This window comes from Streptomyces tateyamensis, assembly GCF_003205575.1.
GTDB lineage: Bacteria > Actinomycetota > Actinomycetes > Streptomycetales > Streptomycetaceae > Kitasatospora > Kitasatospora tateyamensis.
In genome coordinates, this window is record NZ_PYBW01000174.1 from 14948 (window position 1) to 34116 (window position 19169).

The 19169-nt window shown below is 73.3% G+C and carries 11 protein-coding genes; 7 read left to right on the forward strand and 4 right to left on the reverse strand.

Features of this window, described 5'->3' with window-relative positions; translation table 11 throughout:
• Nucleotides 1-38: 38 nt before the first annotated feature.
• Both C7C46_RS31335 and C7C46_RS31340 read right to left on the reverse strand, forming a co-directional pair.
• Nucleotides 39-614, reverse strand: a complete 576-nt coding sequence (locus tag C7C46_RS31335; RefSeq protein WP_110673313.1) for a GNAT family N-acetyltransferase — start codon at nt 612-614, stop codon at nt 39-41.
• Nucleotides 611-1168, reverse strand: coding sequence for a GNAT family N-acetyltransferase (locus C7C46_RS31340; RefSeq protein WP_245985243.1), 558 nt, complete (start codon nt 1166-1168; stop codon nt 611-613). The genes C7C46_RS31335 and C7C46_RS31340 overlap by 4 nt, the downstream gene beginning before the upstream one ends.
• 226 nt (nt 1169-1394) lie before the next feature.
• On the opposite strand from C7C46_RS31340, the gene secA reads away from it, so the two are divergent.
• Nucleotides 1395-4151, forward strand: coding sequence for a preprotein translocase subunit SecA (gene secA, locus C7C46_RS31345; RefSeq protein WP_110673314.1), 2757 nt, complete (start codon nt 1395-1397; stop codon nt 4149-4151).
• An 83-nt stretch (nt 4152-4234) separates the two neighbouring features.
• Here secA and C7C46_RS31350 read toward each other — a convergent pair whose 3' ends face one another.
• A complete protein-coding gene (locus C7C46_RS31350; protein ID WP_110673315.1) occupies nt 4235-4705 on the reverse strand; it encodes an Rv3235 family protein in 471 nt (156 codons plus the stop codon).
• Between the two features lie 285 nt (nt 4706-4990).
• On the opposite strand from C7C46_RS31350, the gene C7C46_RS31355 reads away from it, so the two are divergent.
• The 3 genes from C7C46_RS31355 (at nt 4991) to C7C46_RS31365 (ending at nt 11468) form a co-directional block, all read left to right on the forward strand.
• Nucleotides 4991-5500: a DUF6912 family protein gene (locus tag C7C46_RS31355; RefSeq protein WP_110673316.1), complete on the forward strand. Its 510-nt coding sequence runs from the start codon at nt 4991-4993 to the stop codon at nt 5498-5500.
• 65 nt (nt 5501-5565) lie between these two features.
• Nucleotides 5566-6222: an HAD family hydrolase gene (locus C7C46_RS31360; RefSeq protein WP_110673317.1), complete on the forward strand. Its 657-nt coding sequence runs from the start codon at nt 5566-5568 to the stop codon at nt 6220-6222.
• Nucleotides 6223-6521: 299 nt separating this feature from the next.
• Nucleotides 6522-11468 carry an NAD-glutamate dehydrogenase gene (locus C7C46_RS31365; protein WP_110673318.1) on the forward strand — a complete coding sequence of 1649 codons (4947 nt, stop codon included), beginning with the start codon at nt 6522-6524 and terminating at the stop codon, nt 11466-11468.
• 219 nt (nt 11469-11687) lie between these two features.
• Here C7C46_RS31365 and C7C46_RS31370 read toward each other — a convergent pair whose 3' ends face one another.
• A complete protein-coding gene (locus C7C46_RS31370) occupies nt 11688-14348 on the reverse strand; it encodes an FtsK/SpoIIIE domain-containing protein (protein ID WP_110673319.1) in 2661 nt (886 codons plus the stop codon).
• A 405-nt stretch (nt 14349-14753) separates the two neighbouring features.
• Between C7C46_RS31370 and C7C46_RS31375 the strand changes: the two genes are divergently transcribed.
• The 3 genes from C7C46_RS31375 (at nt 14754) to prfB (ending at nt 19139) form a co-directional block, all read left to right on the forward strand.
• On the forward strand, nt 14754-16538 hold the full coding sequence (locus C7C46_RS31375; protein WP_110673320.1) for a serine/threonine-protein kinase: 1785 nt from the start codon (nt 14754-14756) through the stop codon (nt 16536-16538).
• Nucleotides 16539-16729: 191 nt separating this feature from the next.
• The gene (locus C7C46_RS31380) at nt 16730-18013 is read left to right on the forward strand and encodes a serine/threonine-protein kinase (protein ID WP_110673321.1); all 1284 of its coding nucleotides are present in this window, start codon (nt 16730-16732) and stop codon (nt 18011-18013) included.
• 16 nt (nt 18014-18029) lie between these two features.
• Nucleotides 18030-19139: a peptide chain release factor 2 gene (gene prfB, locus C7C46_RS31385; RefSeq protein ID WP_110673322.1), complete on the forward strand. Its 1110-nt coding sequence runs from the start codon at nt 18030-18032 to the stop codon at nt 19137-19139.
• Nucleotides 19140-19169: the final 30 nt, after the last annotated feature.

Sequence of the window (19169 nt, forward strand, 5' to 3'; positions counted from 1 at the left end):
CGCCGACAGGGCACGCGGAGCCAGGGGGCCGGCCCGGTTCAGCCGACCGGGTCGGTGGCCAGACGGGCGTGCAGGTGCAGGTCGTGCCGGGTGCCGTAGCTGTCCGGCAGCGCCTCGCGCAGCACCCCTTCCAGCCGGTACCCGGCCCTGCGGGCGATCGCGCAGGACGCCTCGTGGCCCACCGCGTGCGCCAGTTCGATCCGGTGCAGGCCCAGTTCACCGAAGGCCCAGCGGGAGGCCAGCTCGGTCGCGGCTCTCGCCAGGCCGCGGCCGCGGGCCCCGGGCATGATCCAGTAGCCGATCCGGGCGCTGCCCGTCGTGAACTCGACCTCGCGCAGGCCCAGGTGGCCGAGCAGCCGGCCACTGTCCGGGTCGCGCACCGCCCAGGAGGCGCCGGTGCCCTCGGCGGTCCTGGCCAGCAACCGGCCGACCCAGTCGTGCACCGCCTGCTCGCCGGGGTCGGTGAGCGGGGCGTTGGGGTTCCAGCGGGCCTGCTCCGGATCGCTCAGGCCGACCCGCAGGTCGGCCGCGTCGCGCTGGTTCGGCAGGGCGGTCCAGGGGCGCAACAGCAGCCCGGGTCCTGTCAGTTCGACGGGTCGCAGCGGCTCGGTCATGCCGGCGCCACCTCCTCGGCCAGCAGCGAGCCCATCCACACGTCGCGCCACTGGCCGCGCTGGGCGGCGTAGGAGCGCAGGGTGCCCTCCATGGTGAAGCCGGCCCGGCGGGCCAGGGCGCGCGAGGGTTCGTTGCCGACGTAGGCCGTCCACTCGAGCCGGCGCAGCCCGCGCTCGGCCACGCCCCAGCGGCAGACGGCCCGCAGCGCCTCGATCGTGAAGCCCTTGCCGCGCGCTGCCGGAGCGGCCCAGTACCCCACCTCGGCGCTGCCCGGGCCGCGGTGGGCCAGGCTCTGGGTGCCGACCAGCGCGCCGGTGGCCTTCTCGATCACGCACCAGGAGGGGTAGCGGCCGGTGCGCCAGCCGTCGGCGGCCAGCGTGTGGACGAAGAACTCGGCATCCGCCTGCCGGTAGGGCGAGGGGACCACGGTCCAGCGCTGGATCTCCGGGTCCTGGCAGATCTCGAAGATCGGCGCCACGTCCGCCGGCCCGGGGGGCCGCAGCAGCAGTCGATCGGTCTCCAGGACCGCGGGATTCAAGATCGGTTCGTCCATGGCACGAGTATTCCCGGGTGTCCCGGTGCGATGAAAGTGACTTTCCCGTGCCCGATTTGCACCTGTTCCGACATCTAAGGCGGGATCCGCCCCCACGGGTGACACCGGAATGGCGTGCTGACGCACCTCCCGGGGGGTTGGACTCCTCGCATACGATGGCCCGTGCGGTGGGGTAGACCCCGCCGTGCTGTCGTCCAGAGCCGATCCAGGCAAGGAGCCCGCTCAAGTGTCCGTCTTCGACAAGATCCTGCGCGCCGGCGAAGGGAAGATTCTTCGCAAGCTGCAGCGGATTGCTGCCCAGGTCAACTCCATCGAAGAGGACTTCGTCAACCTCACCGACGACGAGCTGCGCGCTCTGACCGAGGAGTACAAGCAGCGGCTGGCCGACGGCGAGTCGTTGGACGACATCCTCCCCGAGGCCTTCGCCACCGTCCGCGAGGCCGCCAAGCGGGTGCTCGGCCAGCGCCACTACGACGTCCAGCTGATGGGTGGCGCCGCGCTGCACCTGGGCTACGTCGCCGAGATGCGCACCGGTGAGGGCAAGACGCTGGTCGGCACGCTGCCGGCCTACCTCAACGCGCTCACCGGCAAGGGCGTGCACCTGATCACCACCAACGACTACCTCGCCGAGCGCGACTCGGAGTGGATGGGCCGGGTGCACCGCTTCCTCGGCCTCGAGGTCGGCGTGATCCTGGCGAACATGTCGCCGGCCGAGCGCCAGCGCCAGTACGCGATGGACATCACGTACGGCACCAACAACGAGTTCGGCTTCGACTACCTGCGCGACAACATGGCCTGGTCGCAGGACGAGCTGGTGCAGCGCGGCCACAACTTCGCGATCGTCGACGAGGTCGACTCGATCCTGATCGACGAGGCCCGCACCCCGCTGATCATCTCCGGCCCGGCCGACCAGGCGACCAAGTGGTACGCCGACTTCGCCAAGCTGGTGCTGCGCCTCAAGCGCGACCGCGACTACGAGGTGGACGAGAAGAAGCGCACCGTCGGCGTGCTGGAGGAGGGTGTCAGCCGGGTCGAGGACTACCTGGGCATCGACAACCTCTACGAGTCGGTCAACACCCCGCTGGTCGGGTTCCTGAACAACGCCATCAAGGCGAAGGAGCTCTACAAGGCGGACAAGGACTACGTCGTGATGAACGGCGAGGTCATGATCGTCGACGAGCACACCGGCCGCATGCTGGCCGGCCGCCGCTACAACGAGGGCATGCACCAGGCGATCGAGGCCAAGGAGGGGGTGGAGATCCAGAACGAGAACCAGACCCTGGCCACCATCACCCTGCAGAACTTCTTCCGCCTGTACGACAAGCTCTGCGGCATGACCGGTACCGCCACCACCGAGGCGGCCGAGTTCCACCAGATCTACAAGCTCGGCGTGGTGCCGATCCCGACCAACAAGTCGCCGCAGCGCCTCGACCAGCCCGACCTGATCTACAAGTCGGAGCCGGCCAAGTTCGCCGCGGTGGTCGACGACATCGCCGAGAAGCACGAGAAGGGCCAGCCGGTCCTGGTCGGCACCGTCTCGGTGGAGAAGTCCGAGTACCTCTCCCAGGAGCTGCGCAAGCGCGGCATCCCGCACGAGGTGCTGAACGCCAAGCACCACGAGCGCGAGGCCCAGGTGGTCGCCCAGGCCGGGCGCAAGGGCGCGGTCACGGTGGCCACCAACATGGCCGGCCGCGGCACCGACATCATGCTCGGCGGCAACCCCGAGCACCTGGCCACCGCGGAGCTGGCCCAGCGCGGGCTGAGCCCGGTGGAGACCCCCGAGGACTACCAGGCCGCCTTCCCGGCGGCGCTGGAGAAGGCCAAGGAGATGGTCAAGGCCGAGCAGCTCGAGGTGCAGGAGCTCGGTGGCCTGTACGTGCTCGGCACCGAGCGGCACGAGTCGCGCCGGATCGACAACCAGCTGCGCGGCCGCTCCGGCCGTCAGGGCGACCCGGGCGAGTCCCGGTTCTACCTCTCGCTCGGCGACGACCTGATGCGGCTGTTCAAGGCCGGCATGGTCGAGCGTGTGCTGTCGATGGCCAACGTGCCCGAGGACGTGCCGATCGAGTCCAAGATGGTCACCCGCGCCATCGCCTCCGCGCAGACCCAGGTCGAGCAGCAGAACTTCGAGATCCGCAAGAACGTCCTGAAGTACGACGAGGTGCTCAACCGCCAGCGCGAGGTCATCTACGGCGAGCGCCGCCGGGTGCTCGAGGGCGAGGACCTGCAGGAGCAGATCGGCCACTTCATGGACGACACGGTCGCGGCCTACGTGCAGGCGGCGACCGGCGAGGGCTTCGAGGACGACTGGGACCTGGAGAAGCTCTGGACCGCCCTCAGGCAGCTCTACCCGATCACCCTGGAGCTGGACGCGCTGGAGGAGGAGGCCGGCAGCAGCGCCGCGCTGACCTCCGACTTCCTGACCAAGGTGATCCAGGAGGACATCCAGGCCCAGTACGGCGCCCGCGAGGACCAGCTCGGCGAGCAGGTCATGCGCGAGCTGGAGCGCCGGGTGGTGCTCTCGGTGCTGGACCGCCGCTGGCGCGAGCACCTCTACGAGATGGACTACCTGCAGGAGGGCATCGGCCTGCGGGCGATGGCCCAGCGCGACCCGCTGGTCGAGTACCAGCGCGAGGGCTTCGACATGTTCGCCGCGATGATGGAGGGCATCAAGGAGGAGTCCGTCGGCTACCTGTTCAACCTGGAGGTCCAGGTCGAGCAGCAGGTCGAGGAGGTGCCGCTGCCGGCCGACGCGGACGTCGCGGACGCCGAGCCGGTCCAGGACGCCCGCCCGGAGATCAAGGCCAAGGGCCTGGAGGCCCCGGCCCGCCAGCGCCTGCACTACACCGCTCCGTCGGTGGACGGCGACCAGACGGTGATCGAGGGCGACTTCGAGGAGGACGCTGCGGCCGCCGACGGCGACGGGGACGGGCTGACCCGGGCCGAGCGCCGCCGGGCCGCCAAGGGCCGCCGCCGCAAGTAGCAGACCGTCAGGTGACCGGCCGTCAGGCCGGTGGCCGCGGGCCGAGGCGCCGTCCGGATCCGTCCGGGCGGCGCCTCGGCGCGTCACCAGGTCCCCACGGTGGTGCACTGCCACTGCTCGGTGCGGCGGTGGCGCTCCAGCCGGAACGCCACCACGTGGTGCCGCGGACCGGCCTCCACCCGCACGCACACCTCCAGCGCGCCCGGCCCGGGGACCGACTCGTGCACCGGGCCGAGCCGAGGCAGCGCGCGGCCGGCCCGGCGCAGCGGGTTGCCCCGGGCCAGCCGGGCCAGCTCGCGGTAGCCGTCGTGGGTGGTGTGCCGGACCAGCTGGCCCGGCGGGCGGACCCCGGCGAGCACCTCGACCAGGCGCTGGGCAAAGCGGTGGGCCAGATCGCCGCTGCCCGGGACCCGGTCGGCGGCCGGGCCGCAGTCGGCGCGGGGGTGGCGTGGTGCGCGGGGTTCGGGGCGCGCGGGCACCCGGTGGCCGGGTGTCGGCGTCAGCCGGTTGATCTGTGGTGCGGACGGGTGGCGCAGCAACACGGTCTCGGTCATCGGCGGGACCCCCGGGGCTCGGTCGCGGACGGGTGCGGTCCCCAGTGCTATCGGCTGCGCGGCCGGGCGCTCAAGCCGGTGGCGCACCCCCGTGCGGGTGTCGCCCGGTCGGCGGCTTGACACCGGTGCCGCACCGGTCGTGGCGGTGGCGCACCCGAGTCCGGGACCGCCGAGCCGCCGAGCCGCGATGCGCTCGAAGGGGTACACGCCGCCCGCCCCGCGGTGATCGTCGGGGCCGTATTCTGTGGGGGTCCTGAGGACTACCCGGAAGCGAGCGTGCCCCCGATGCGTGTCTACGTGCCCACCACCCTGGCGGCCCTGGCCCAGGCGCACCCGGACGGCGCGCTGGCGGAGTCCGCCGCCTACGCGGTCACCCCGGCGCTGCGCGAGTGGTACGTCTCGGACGACCTGGAGGAGCTGGAGTACGCCGCCCTGGTGCGCGCCGCCCAGTCCTCGCTGCGCCTGCTGGCGGCCGACCCCGAGGCCCCGCGCCGCCGGGTGGTGGTCGCGCTGGACGTGCCGGACCGCGCGGTGCGCCCGTTCGCCGGCGACGAGTACCAGGACCAGGCCTCGCTCGGCCGGGTCGTCCTGTCGGGGCCGGTGGAGCTGGCCAAGGCCGCTGCCGTGCACGCCGACGCGGACGAGGAGGAGGTGGTCACCGACGTGACCGCCGCGGTGGCCGCGGTCGGCGCCGCCGACGCGGGCGACAGCGACGCCCAGTTCTCGGTGGACGGGGCCGAGGACCACGAGCTGCTCTGGTACGCCACCCAGGAGATCCCGGGCCTGCTCGGCTGACCGGCTTCGCCCGGGTGTGAGCTGCTCGCTACCCGCTTGTCGGTGCGGCCGCCTACCCTGCCGGGGTGCGAACTCACATCGTCTGGGACTGGAACGGCACCCTGCTCGACGACATGTCGGCGGTGGTGGGGGCGAGCAATGCCGCCTTCGCGACCGTCGGCGGGGCTCCGCTGAGCCTGGAGCAGTACCGGGCCAACTACGAGATCCCGATCCCGCGCTTCTACCACCGGGTGCTGGGCTTCCAGCCGTCCGGCGCGCAGTGGGAGGCGCTGGACGCCGCCTTCCAGGAGCGCTACGCCGAGCTCGCGGTGGAGTGCGGGCTGACCGACGGGGTGGCGGAGCTGCTGGCCGGCTGGGCGGCCGAGGGCCGCACCCAGTCGCTGCTCTCCATGTACCAGCACGAGCGGCTGGTCCCGGTGGTGGAGCGGTTCGGCATCCAGAGCCACTTCCTGCGGGTGGACGGTCGCACCGGCCCCTCGCACGGCCAGAAGGCGGCCTCGCTGGTGCGCCACCTCGCCGCGCTCGCCGACCGGGTGGACCCGGCCCGGACCGTGCTGATCGGCGACGCGGCGGACGACGCGCTCGCGGCGCTCGAAGCGGGCGCGCATGCGGTGCTGTACACCGGGGGCTCGCACGTACGCGCCAACCTCGAGCCGGTCGGCGTACCCGTGGTGGACACCCTGGCAGAGGCGGTCGACCTCGCGCGCACGCTCGTGCGGTGAGCTGCGGCTCCGGCGACCTCGGCGGGCCGACCTGGACAACCTGTCCAGGAACTGGCGATCTTCCTTCGGCTTTGCTCCGCACTGTCCCCTGACACCTTGGTTCACGCCGGTTAGGCTGGCTGGCGTCGTCGGGACGGCTCCCTCAGGCCGAAAGGTCTGTCGTACCCAGGCGAGGTGTTCTTTAAGCGTGCCTTGAGCGCCCCTCGCCAGCATGGTGCGGGAGGATTGTGGTCGGCCCGGCGGAGTGATCCCAGACACCACCGAGTCACGCAACGGCGCGCGACAGGAGCCAATCAGCCATGCAGACCAAGCTGGACGCGGCGAAGGCCGAACTGCTCGTGAAGGCGGCCGCGGCCGCCGAGCACAGCCAGGTGGGGGGAGCGGCGCCCGGCGAGGGTCTGAGCAACGGTGCTCTGACCGCTTACCTGCACCACTACTACCTCCACACCGCCCCCGAGGACCTGGTCGACCGCGACCCGGTGGACGTGTACGGGGCGGCGGCCTCCCACTACCGGCTGGGGCTCAAGCGCCCGCAGGGCACCGCGGAGGTCCGGGTCTCCACCCCCACCGTGGACGAGAACGGCTGGTCCAGCGGCCACACCGTGGTCGAGGTGGTCACCGACGACATGCCGTTCCTGGTCGACTCGGTCACCAACGAGCTGTCCCGGCAGAACCGCGCGATCCACCTGGTCATCCACCCGCAGCTGGTGGTCCGCCGTGACATCACCGGCAAGCTGCTAGAGATCCTGGACGTCGACGCCTGCTCGAAGAGCCAGGCCGGCGGCGCCGAGTGGCCCGCCGACGCGACCGTCGAGTCCTGGATGCACATCGAGGTCGACCGGGAGAGCGACCGCGAGGACCTGCGCCAGATCGAGGCCGACCTGCGCCGGGTGCTGGGCGACGTGCGCGAGGTGGTCGAGGACTGGGCCAAGATGCGCACCTCCGCGCTGCGCCTGGCCGACGAGCTCGCCGAGCAGCCCCCGGCCCACCTGCCCGAGCAGGAGGTCGGCGAGGCCTGGGAGCTGATGCGCTGGCTGGCCGACGACCACTTCACCTTCCTCGGCTACCGCGAGTACGACCTGGTCGAGCACGAGGGCGAGGAGGTGCTGCGGGCGATCCCCGGCACCGGCCTGGGCGTCCTGCGCTCGGACCCGGTCAGCCACGACAGCGACCACCACCCGGTCAGCGAGTCCTTCGGCCGGCTGTCCGCGCCGGTGCGCGCCAAGGCGCACGAGAAGAAGCTGCTGGTGCTGACCAAGGCCAACTCCCGGGCCACCGTGCACCGCCCGTCCTACCTGGACTACGTCGGCGTCAAGAAGTTCGACGCGGCCGGCAACGTGATCGGCGAGCGCCGCTTCCTCGGCCTGTTCTCCTCCGCCGCCTACACCGAGTCGGTCACCCGGATCCCGGTGGTGCGCCGCAAGGTCCAGGAGGTCGTCACCGACTCCGGCTTCTCCGCCGAGAGCCACGACGGCCGCGACCTGCTCCAGATCCTGGAGACGTTCCCGCGCGACGAGATCTTCCAGACCCCGGCCGACGAGCTGCAGCAGATCGCCACCAGCGTGCTCTACCTGCAGGAGCGCCGCCGGCTGCGGCTGTTCCTGCGCCAGGACGAGTACGGGCGCTACTTCTCCGCGCTGATCTACCTGCCGCGCGACCGCTACACCACCCGCATCCGGGAGCGCCTGACGGCGATCCTGATGGAGGAGCTGAACGGCGCCACCAACGACTACACGGTGTACGCCACCGAGTCGGTGCTGACCCGCCTGCACTTCGTGGTCCGAGTCGCCCCCGGCAACGAGCTGACCGAGCTGACCGACACCGAGGTGGAGCGGATCGAGGCCAAGCTGGCCGAGGCCGCCCGGTTCTGGATGGACGGCTTCAACGACCAGCTGCTCGTGGAGCTGGGCGAGGAGCGGGCCGCCGAGCTGTCCCACAAGTACGCCAACGCCTTCCCCGACGGCTACCGGGCCGACTTCACCGCCCGCACCGCGGTGGCCGACCTCAAGCAGATCGAGGCGCTGCACGGCGAGGGCGACTTCCGGCTCAACCTCTACCAGCCGGTCGGCGCCGGCGACGACGAGCGCCGGTTCAAGATCTACCGGGTCGGCGGCCCGATCTCGCTGACCGAGGTGCTCCCGGTGCTGCAGCGCCTGGGCGTCGAGGTGCTGGACGAGCACCCGTACGCGCTGCGCCGCTCGGACCACACCACCGCCTGGGTCTACGACTTCGGCCTTCGGCTGCGCGAGTCCACCGAGCTGACCGACGAGGCCCGCGAGCGCTTCCAGGAGGCCTTCGCCGCCACCTGGACCGGCCGCGCCGAGAACGACGGCTTCAACGGCCTGATCCTGACCGCCGGGCTGACCTGGCGTCAGGCCGTGGTGCTGCGCGCCTACGCCAAGTACCTGCGCCAGGCCGGCTCGACCTTCTCGCAGGACTACATGGAGGACGCGCTCCGCAACAACGCGCACACCACCCGCCTGCTGGTCAACCTCTTCGAGGCACGGCTGAGCCCCAGCCACCAGCTGGGCTCGGGCGAGCTGGGCGAGGCCATCCAGGAGGAGCTGTCCGGCGCGCTGGACGAGGTCGTCTCGCTGGACGAGGACCGGATCCTGCGCTCCTTCCTGCACCTGATCACGGCCACCCTGCGGACCAACTTCTTCCAGCGCAGCGAGTCCGGCGACTGGCACCCGTACGTGTCGATGAAGTTCGACCCGCACGCCATCCCGGACCTGCCGGCCCCCCGCCCGGCCTTCGAGATCTGGGTCTACTCGCCCCAGGTCGAGGGCGTGCACCTGCGCTTCGGCAAGGTCGCCCGCGGTGGCCTGCGCTGGTCCGACCGGCGCGAGGACTTCCGCACCGAGATCCTCGGCCTGGTCAAGGCCCAGATGGTCAAGAACACCGTGATCGTGCCGGTCGGCGCCAAGGGCGGCTTCGTCGCCAAGCAGCTGCCGGACCCGTCGGTGGACCGGGACGCCTGGCTGGCCGAGGGCATCGCCTCGTACAAGACCTTCATCTCGGCGCTGCTGGACATCACCGACAACCTCAAGGGCGGCCAGGTCGTCCACCCGGTCGACGTGGTCCGGCACGACGAGGACGACACCTACCTGGTGGTCGCCGCCGACAAGGGCACCGCCACCTTCTCGGACATCGCCAACGGCGTGGCCGAGTCCTACGGCTTCTGGCTGGGCGACGCGTTCGCCTCCGGCGGCTCGGCCGGCTACGACCACAAGGGCATGGGCATCACCGCCCGCGGCGCCTGGGAGTCGGTCAAGCGCAACTTCCGCGAGCTGGGCGTGGACACCCAGGCCGAGGACTTCACCGTGGTCGGCATCGGCGACATGTCCGGTGACGTGTTCGGCAACGGCATGCTGCTCAGCGAGCACATCCGGCTGGTGGCCGCCTTCGACCACCGGCACATCTTCCTGGACCCGAACCCGGAGGCGGCCAGCTCCTTCGCCGAGCGGCGCCGGCTCTTCGACCTGCCGCGCAGCTCCTGGGACGACTACGACAAGTCGCTGATCTCGGCCGGCGGCGGCGTCTTCCCGCGCACCGCCAAGTCGATCCAGCTCTCCGCCCAGGTCCGTGCGGCGCTCGGCATCGAGGCCGCCAAGCTGACCCCGGCCGAGCTGATGAAGGCGATCCTGCAGGCACCGGTCGACCTGTTCTGGAACGGCGGCATCGGCACCTACGTCAAGGCCGAGCGGGAGACCAACGCGGACGTCGGCGACAAGGCCAACGACGCGATCCGGGTCAACGGCAGCGCCGTGCGGGCCCGCGTCATCGGCGAGGGCGGCAACCTCGGCTGCACCCAGCTGGGCCGGATCGAGTACGCCCAGGCGGGCGGCCCGGCCGGCAGCGGCGGCTGGATCAACACCGACGCGATCGACAACTCCGCCGGTGTGGACACCTCGGACCACGAGGTCAACATCAAGATCCTGCTCAACCAGGTGGTCGCCGAGGGCGACATGACGGTCAAGCAGCGCAACGCCCTGCTGGCCGAGATGACCGACGAGGTCGGCCGGCTGGTGCTGCGCAACAACTACGCCCAGAACGTGGTGCTGGCCAACGCGGTGGCCCAGGCGCACAGCATGGTCAACGTGCACTCGCGGATGATCAGCCGGCTGGAGGCGGACGGCCTGCTCGACCGCCAGCTGGAGTTCCTGCCCAGCGAGAAGCAGCTGAAGGAGCGTCAGCAGGCGGGCTTCGGCCTGACCCAGCCCGAGCTGTCGGTGCTGCTGGCCTACACCAAGATCACCCTGGCCGAGGAGCTGCTGGCCACCGGGCTGCCGGACGACGGGTACTTCCGCAACATCCTGCACCTGTACTTCCCGACCGCGCTGCGCGAGCGGTTCGCCGAGGCGGTGGACAACCACCCGCTGCGCCGCGAGATCATCACCACCCTGATCGTCAACGACACGGTCAACCGCGGTGGCTGCACCTTCGCCTTCCGGCTGCGCGAGGAGACCGGCGCCAGCTACGAGGAGATCGCCCGCACCCACACCGCGGCCCGCGCGGTCTTCGGCCTGGAGTGGATCTGGGACCAGGTCGAGGGCCTGGACAACCAGGTGACGGCCGAGGTGCAGACCCGGATGCGGCTGCACTCGCGCCGGCTGGTCGAGCGCGCCACCCGGTGGATGCTCAACAACCGCCGCCAGCCGCTGGACATCGCCGGCACCATCGCGTTCTTCGAGGAGCGGGTGGACCAGGTGTGGAGCAGCCTGCCCAAGCCGCTGCGCGGCGAGGACCTGGCCTGGTTCCAGCACGTCTACGGCGAGCTGGTCGAAGCGGGCGTGCCGGAGGCGCTGGCCACCCGGGTCGCGGGCCTGTCCTCGGCCTTCCCGACGCTGGACATCACCGGCGTCGCGGACCGCTCGGGCACCGAGGTGACCGAGGTCGCCGAGCTCTACTACGACCTCGCCGACCGGCTGGGCATCACCCACCTGCTGGACCGGATCATCGAGCTGCCGCGCACCGACCGGTGGTCCTCGATGGCCCGCGCCGCGATCCGCGAGGACCTGTTCGCGGCGCACGCCCAGCTGACGGCGGACGTGCTGGCCTGCGGCCCCGCCGGGGCCACCCCGTCCGAGCGCTACGCCGCCTGGGCCGAACTCAACGGCACCCTGCTGAGCCGGGCACAGACCACGCTGTCGGACATAAGGGGTTCGGACACCTACGAGCTGTCCAGCCTGTCGGTGGCGATGCGGGTCATCCGCACCCTGCTGCGCGCGGGGTCGATGGGCTGACGTCCGGGGCCGTGAGCGCGGGGCCGCACCCTTCCCGGGGTGCGGCCCCGCCGCGTTCCCGGAACCCGCCGGGCGCCGTGGAGACGGTCACCGCGGTGCCCGGCGCCCGGGCTCAGCGCTGGAGGAGCGCCGAGTGGTCCGCGCGCCGGCGGCGGCGCTGGAGCAGGCCGCCGCCGGTCTGCCGGGGGACCGGTCCCCCGGCAGCTGGGCCCGTCCTCGTCAGTCGGCCGCTGCCCGCTGCAGGGCGCTCGCGAGCAGGGCCAGGTCGGTGGGGCCGTTGCCCAGCTCGCGGACCGGGCGGCGGGTGGGCGGGGTGCCGAGCTGCGTCACGTCGAGGGCGACCACGGTGGGGCGCAGGGTGGCGGTGCGCGGGATGCGGCCGGTGATGCGGGCGGTCTGGAAAGCCAGGACCGCGCCGTCCGGGCGCCGCAGGTAGCCGCGGCCGGGAGTGGTGTCCGCGACCGCGGCGGCGTCGTCGACGTGGATCAGCAGGTCGGAGTCGGCCGGGTGGTCGCTGCGCAGGGCGATGCGCCACTGGGCGGCTTCGTCGAGTTCGGTGTCGGCGGTCTGTTCGGGGTGCCCGGTGGTGGCGACCAGGTGGACGCCGAGCCGTCCGCCGCGCTGGGCCACCGCGGCCAGGGCGCGGGCCAGCGGCCGGCCGGCCGGGGAGTGCGGGGCGAGCAGCGCCTCGTAGTCGTCGACCACTACGACCAGGCGCGGCGGCGGCGCGGTGACCGTGGCGATGGCGGCGGGCGGGGCGGCGGGCGCGCCCGCCGGGGCGGACCCGCGCGGGCTCACCACCTTCGCGCTGAGCGCTTGGCCGGCGTACCAGGAGGCGAAGGAGCGGCCGTGGAACAGCTCCTCGCGGTGCGTCAGCTCGTCCAGCAGGGCCTCGGCGGTGAGCATCGCCTGCCGGGGGTCGGCGGCGGCGTCCACCAGCGCGGTGACGTGCGGCAGTTCCGCGCAGGCGGCCAGCGACGGCCCCTGGCCGCCGATCAGCAGCAGCGAGAGGCGGTCCGGGCGCTCGCTGACGGCCAGGGAGGCGATCAGGGTGCGCAGCAGCTCGCTCTTGCCGGAGCCGCGGGCGCCGCCCACCAGCAGGTGCGGCGACTCGGGGCCGGCCAGGTCGACCGTGCACAGGTCGTCCCGGGTGGTGCCGAGCAGGGCGGTGGCGGTGCCGGTGGTGCTCGGCAGGCCCTCCCAGCGGGCGGAGACCTTGGCCGGGGTGACGGTGTCCAGCTCCAGCAGGTCCAGCAGGCGCAGGGCCTCGGGGATCGGCCCGCGCGAGACCGGGGCGCTCTCGCGCAGCGGGGCCAGCGCGCGGGCCAGCCGCTCCGCCCACGGGCGGGAGACGGCGTCCAGCGCCACGCCCTCGACCGGTTCGCCGCCGGCGCGCAGGGTCAGCTGGGTGGCCACCTCGCCGGTCAGCTCGGCCACCGCACCGAGGCCGGCCGGCAGCTGCGCGGTGGTCTCGGCCAGGCAGACCACCCGCACGTCCGAGCGCAGCACCCGGGCCAGGGCCGCCCGGGCCTCGGGCGAGCCCACGTCCCCGTCGACCAGCAGCAGGGTGGCCCCGAGCGGCTCCTCGGTGTCGAGCAGTTCGCCCAGGCGCTGTTCGGCCTGGGTGGCGTCCAATCCGAACAGCAGCCGGCAGTCCTGCCCGCGCATCGGCCGCAGGTGCGGCAGCCACAGCGCCCAGGACCAGTCCTCGGCCCGCTGCTCCGCCGGCAGCCGCCCGTCCGCCCCGACCACGACCACGCTCAGCCCGCTCGGCGGGTGCAGCACCGCAAGCTGGGCCAGCACCGCCCGGGCCAGCCCGAGCACCCGCTCGCGCGGGCCGGTGAGGCCCAGGCTGTGACAGGCCGTCAGGTCCACCGTGACCGGGACGGCCGGCAGCAGCGTCCCCGGGGCCGTCCCGGGGCCGCCGGGCAGGTCGCCGGTGCCCAGCCGGACCGTGAGAGCGTCCGGATGGGCCGGTACCCGCTCCCACAGCCGGGGACCCGGCCCCAGTGCGGTGAGCAGCAGGGCCGCCGGATCGGGGAAGCGCTCCCGCAGCGCGGCGGCCTGCCGGTCGCGGACCCGCAACTGCTCCTGGCTCGCGTCCGGCGCGGCCGGGGCGGGCGTGGTCGGGCGCCCCAGGGTGCGCGAGAGCAGCGAGCGGGTGCGGCTGGGTGCGGCGGCCGCCGGAGGTGCGGGCTGCTCGGCGCTCGCCGCCGCCGGCCGCACCGCGGTTGCGGCCGGCCCGACCTGCAGGTGGCCGAGCCCGTCCGGCGTGGTGGCGCGGGCCGGGCCGGAGGAGGCGGCCAGCGTCACGGTGGACTCGCCGAGCCGCAGCAGCGCGCCCACCGGCAGCGGCCGGGGCTCCTCGCCCAGCACGCTGCCGTCCAGCAAGGTGCCGTTGGTGGAGCCGAGGTCGTGCACGGTGACCGAGCCGTCGGCGGCGAGCTGGAGGGCCAGGTGCAGGCGGGAGACGTCCGGATCGTCGAGCGGGACGTCGGCCTCGCTGGAGCGGCCGAGCCGGACCTGGCGGCCGTGCAGCCGGTGCACGCCGCCCGCGTCCGGTCCGCCGACCACGCGCAGCTCGGTCACCGCCTCGCCGGGGGCGGCCAGGGCCTGCGGATCGGGCTCGCCGAGCGCGAGCACGGCGCCGTCCAGCAGCGGGGGGTGGCCGAGCGGGGTGCGGTCGTCGATCCGCTCCGACCCGGCGTAGAGGTGCACATGCGTCGCGCTGCGCGGGCCGCGCACGCCGACCGCGCCCGCCAGCGCCACCGAGAGCGCCCCGAGCGCCGTCCCGACCGGGGCGGTGACCAGCACGTCGGTGGCGGACGCGGGCAGGCCCGCGCCCGCGCGGGGCCGGAGGACCGTCAGCCGGATCTGCATCTCGCCCGGGGTTCCCCTCTGCTCGTGATGAGTACGGGTCCGCGCCGCCGATCGCTCGGCACCGCGGCGGACCGCAGGAGCGCACCGCTGGAGTGCACTGACTGCGGCGCACCGCGGCGGTGCTGGAAGCGCCAAATGCTAGGGCCTGTCAGACAGCCTTGGGCGTCATCCTGCCACTCGGCACTGACAGTCCGCGCACCGTACCGGATTTGACGATCTTGTGATCATGGTCATGGTGGAGCCGACGGGGCATCAGGTCAAGGCGGCTTCGGCGGGGCGGCAGAACCGGCCTTCAGCCCCCTGCGTCACTCGTCTGAGTGGGGTCCGGTGGACACCGTTAGAGTTGCCGCACACCCGGGCCGCCGCCCGCGGTGGCGGGCTCGTCCAGCGCGAGGAGTGCACCAGGTGCGGCCGGTCGGCAGCAAGTATCTGCTCGAGGAGACCCTCGGGCGCGGGGCCATGGGCACTGTCTGGCGCGGCCGGGTCCGGGAGGACGCCGGGCTGGCGAACCTGGCGCCGGGCCAGCTGGTCGCGGTCAAGGTGCTCAAGGAGGAGCTGGCCACCGACCAGGACATCGTGGTGCGCTTCCTGCGCGAGCGCTCGGTGCTGCTGCGCCTGAGCCACCCCAACATCGTGCGGGTGCGCGACCTGGTGGTCGAGGGCGACCTGCTGGCCCTGGTGATGGACCTGGTGGACGGCCCCGACCTGTACCGCTACCTGCGGACCAACGGCCCGCTCAGCCCGATCGCCGCCGCCCTGCTGATGGCCCCGATCGCCGACGCGCTCGCGGTCAGCCACGCCGACGGGGTGGTGCACCGCGACCTCAAGCCGGCCAACGTGCTGCTGGCCACCGTCCGGCTGGACGGCCAGGGAGAGCAGCTGCACCCGATGCTCACCGACTTCGGCATCGCCCGGCTGGCCGACTCCCCGGGAATCACCCGGACCAGCGAGTTCGTCGGCACGCCGAGCTACGTCGCCCCCGAGTCGGCCACCGGTCGCCCGCAGACCTCGGCGGTGGACGTCTACGCCGCCGGCATCATGCTCTACGAACTGGTCAGCGGCCGGCCCCCGTTCCAGGGCGACAGCGCGCTGCAGATCCTGCAGGCGCACCTGACCCAGGAGCCACCGCGCCCGCCCGGGATGCCCGAGCCGCTGTGGACGGTGGTCGAGCGCTGCCTGCGCAAGGAGCCCGCCCAGCGCCCGAGCGCGGTGGCGCTGGCCCAGGCACTGCGGGTGGTGGCGGCCGGCATCGGGGTGCACGCCTCGCCGGCCGCGGTGGACGCCGCGCTCGCGGTGGGTGCGCTGCTGCTGCCCCCCGAGCAGCTCGACGCGACCGGCGGGCAGCCCTTCGCCGGCGGCCGCTACGACCCCTCGGCCGCCACCCAGGTGCTGCCGCAGGGCACTGTGCCCCAGCCGGGTCCCGAGGGCACCCGGCTGCTGCCGCCGACCCCGCCGCCCGCCGCCCCGCTCCAGCCCGGCGACCCCCAGCACCCCTGGCAGACCCAGCTGCGCGCGGCCCGCGACCGCAACCAGCAGACCCAGGTCTTCGCCGCCGAGGAGTTCGCCGCGCAGGCGCCCCCGCAGGCGCCGCGCCCGTACCAGCCCTACCAGGGCCCTGGCGCGCCGCCGCCCGGCCGCCCGCCGCAGCCCTACCAGCCGGGCGGCGGCAACCCGCAGCAGGCCCACCCCGGTGCCCGCCCCGCCCCCCAGGGCCGGCAGCAGAACCCGCAGCAGGGCCACCAGCAGCAGGCGCCGCAGGCCGGCCGCGGCCGGCCCGAGCGCCCGCCGGTGGCCCCGGCGCCGTACCAGGCCCGCCGCGGCGGCGACCAGGACTACGCGGGCCTCGGCTACCCGGAGCAGCACGCGGACCGCCGCGCCGAGCCGGCCCGTCGCCCGGAGCCGCCGCAGCACCGCGAGCCGGAGCGCGACCGGGGCCGGGACCGCGACCGGGACCGGGACGACTACGAGTCCCGCCCGCGCCGCGAGCCGCGCCCGCGCAGCCGCAACCGGATGAACATCCCGGGCCTGGGCTGCCTCAAGGGCTGCCTGGTGGTGCTGGTAGTGCTGGCGGTCGGCGTGCTGGCACTGTGGCACTTCACCCCGTTGCCGCACTACTGGGACAACGTGCAGCACTGGTACACCCAGACCAGCAACTGGGTCACCAGCACCTGGCACTCGCTCAGCGGCTGACAGACGGTCACCGGCCGTCCGCGGACCGCCACCGGACGGTCATGATTGACGCTTTGTCGACAATGCCCGGCCGGAGGTCCCCTCCAGGGCCCGGAGGCGCGTAGGTTGGACGCCGACGCACAGACCTGTCGAGCGCTCCCGGGCCCCAGCGGGCGGCCGGGGAGCGCTCCCGCCGCCCCCACGGAGCAGCATTGGCACGCAAGATCGGCAGCCGGTACACCGTGCACCAGGTGATCGGCCGGGGGTCCGCAGGCACCGTGTGGCTGGGCGAGGGACCGGACGGCCCGGTGGCCGTCAAACTGCTGCGCGAGGACCTGGCCACCGACCAGGTGCTGGTCGGCCGGTTCGTCCAGGAGCGCGCCGCGCTCACCAGCCTGGACCACCCCCGGGTGGTCGGGGTGCGCGACATGGTGGTGGACGGTGCCGACCTGGCCCTGGTGATGGAGTTGGTGCACGGCACCGACCTGCGCTCCCGGCTGGAGCGCGAGGGCGTGCTGGCCCCACAGGCCGCCGCCTCGGTGATCGCCGACGTGGCCGACGGCCTGGCCGCGGCCCATGCGGCCGGCATCGTGCACCGGGACGTCAAACCGGAGAACGTGATGCTGGACCTGGCCGCCCCGCCGGGGCCCGGCGGCGCGCCGCGCGCCAAGCTGACCGACTTCGGCATCGCCCGCCTGGTGGACGCCCCGCGCCGCACCCGGGCCACCCGGATCATCGGCACCCCCGACTACCTGGCGCCGGAGATCATCGAGGGCCTGGAGCCGCGCGCCGCGGTCGACATCTACGCGCTGGCCACCGTGCTCTACGAGTTGCTGGCCGGCTTCACCCCGTTCGGCGGCGGCCACACCGGCGCGGTGCTGCGCCGGCACGTCACCGAGAGCGTGCCGCCGGTCCCCGGGCTGCCGGACGGCTTGTGGCGGATCATCTCCGAGTGCCTGGCCAAGGCCCCGGCCGCCCGGCTGCGGGCCGCCGAGCTGGCCGAGCGGCTTCGCGAGCAACTGCCCGGGCTGGCCGGCCTGCCGCCGCTGGCCCCGGCCGCGGCGAGCGGCGAGCCGGTCCCGCCGGTGGAGGAGGTGCTGACCCCGGGCGAGGCGGTGTACGCCGAGGTGGACACCGGCACCGGGGCCCACCGCCGCCGGCGCGGCCCGGCCGTGCCGCTGGTCCCGGCCCCGGCACCGGACTCCACCCGGGACACCCACACCAGTCTGCGCCGCCCCTCCCCCCAGGAACTGGCCGGCTACGCGGCCGAGTCGCGGGCCCAGCGGGCCGCGCCCGCCGCGCACCGGGGCGGGCGCAAGGCGCTGCTGCGCCGGCGCCGGCAGCTGGCCGTGCTGGTGGCCGTGGTGCTGCTGCTGGCCGGGGCGGTGGCGGCCTTCGCGGCCTTCGCCTCCGGCGGCCACAGCCACGCGCTGCGGCCGCCGCGGGCACCGCTGGCGGCGGTGGGGCTACCGGCCGGTCCCAGTGCCCCGCGCTAACCATTAGGCTGGTGGCGTGGCAGCTGTCGATCCTTCCGAAGAGCTCAAGAACCTCGAGACGACCATGGGGTCGATCGAGGCCGTCCTCGACCTGGAGAAGATCCGGGCCGACATCTCCCGTCTGGAGGAGGAGGCAGCTGCCCCGAACCTCTGGGACGACGTGGCGTCCGCGCAGAAGGTGACCAGTCGGCTCTCCTTCCTGCAGGCCGAGCTGCGCCGGGTGCTGAACCTGCGCAGCCGGATCGATGACGTCCGGGTCCTGTTCGAGCTGGCCGAGGAGATGGCCGACGCGGACACCCGGGTCGAGGCCGAGGCCGAGCTGAGCGCGACCAAGAAGGTCGTCGAGGAGCTCGAGGTCCGCACCCTGCTGTCGGGCGAGTACGACGCCCGCGAGGCGCTGGTCAACATCCGCGCCGAGGCCGGCGGCGTGGACGCGGCCGACTTCGCCGAGCAGCTGATGCGGATGTACCTGCGCTGGGCCGAGCGGCACGGCTACCCGACCGAGGTCTATGACACCTCCTACGCGGAGGAGGCGGGCATCAAGTCGGCCACCTTCACCGTGAAGAGCCCCTACGCCTACGGCACCCTCTCGGTCGAGCAGGGCACCCACCGCCTGGTGCGCATCTCGCCGTTCGACAACCAGGGCCGCCGGCAGACCTCGTTCGCCGGTGTCGAGGTGCTCCCGGTGGTCGAGCAGAGCGACCACGTCACGATCGACGAGGGCGAGCTGCGGGTGGACGTGTACCGCGCCTCCGGCCCCGGTGGCCAGGGCGTCAACACCACCGACTCGGCGGTGCGGATCACCCACCTGCCGACCGGCATCGTGGTCTCCTGCCAGAACGAGCGCTCGCAGATCCAGAACAAGGCCTCCGCGATGAACGTGCTCCAGTCGAAGCTGCTGGAGCGGCGCCGCCAGGAGGAGAAGGCCATGATGGACGCGCTGAAGGACGGCGGCAGTTCCTGGGGCAACCAGATGCGCTCCTACGTGCTTCACCCGTACCAGATGGTCAAGGACCTGCGCACCGAGTACGAGGTCGGCAACCCGCAGTCGGTGCTCGACGGCGACATCGACGGCTTCATCGAGGCGGGCATCCGCTGGCGTAAGCAGCGCGAGACGGCCGAGTAGGCGAACACGATAACGAGGAGGGGCCCCGGA

Excerpts from the sequence above, each read along its gene's own strand:
- C7C46_RS31365 (WP_110673318.1), top strand. The coding sequence starts at position 6,522 with ATGCAGACCAAGCTGGACGCGGCGAAGGCCGAACTGCTCGTGAAGGCG.
- C7C46_RS31340 (WP_245985243.1), bottom strand. The coding sequence starts at position 1,168 with ATGGACGAACCGATCTTGAATCCCGCGGTCCTGGAGACCGATCGACTG.
- C7C46_RS31355 (WP_110673316.1), top strand. The coding sequence starts at position 4,991 with ATGCGTGTCTACGTGCCCACCACCCTGGCGGCCCTGGCCCAGGCGCAC.
- C7C46_RS31350 (WP_110673315.1), bottom strand. The coding sequence starts at position 4,705 with ATGACCGAGACCGTGTTGCTGCGCCACCCGTCCGCACCACAGATCAAC.
- C7C46_RS31335 (WP_110673313.1), bottom strand. The coding sequence starts at position 614 with ATGACCGAGCCGCTGCGACCCGTCGAACTGACAGGACCCGGGCTGCTG.
- C7C46_RS31370 (WP_110673319.1), bottom strand. The coding sequence starts at position 14,348 with ATGCAGATCCGGCTGACGGTCCTCCGGCCCCGCGCGGGCGCGGGCCTG.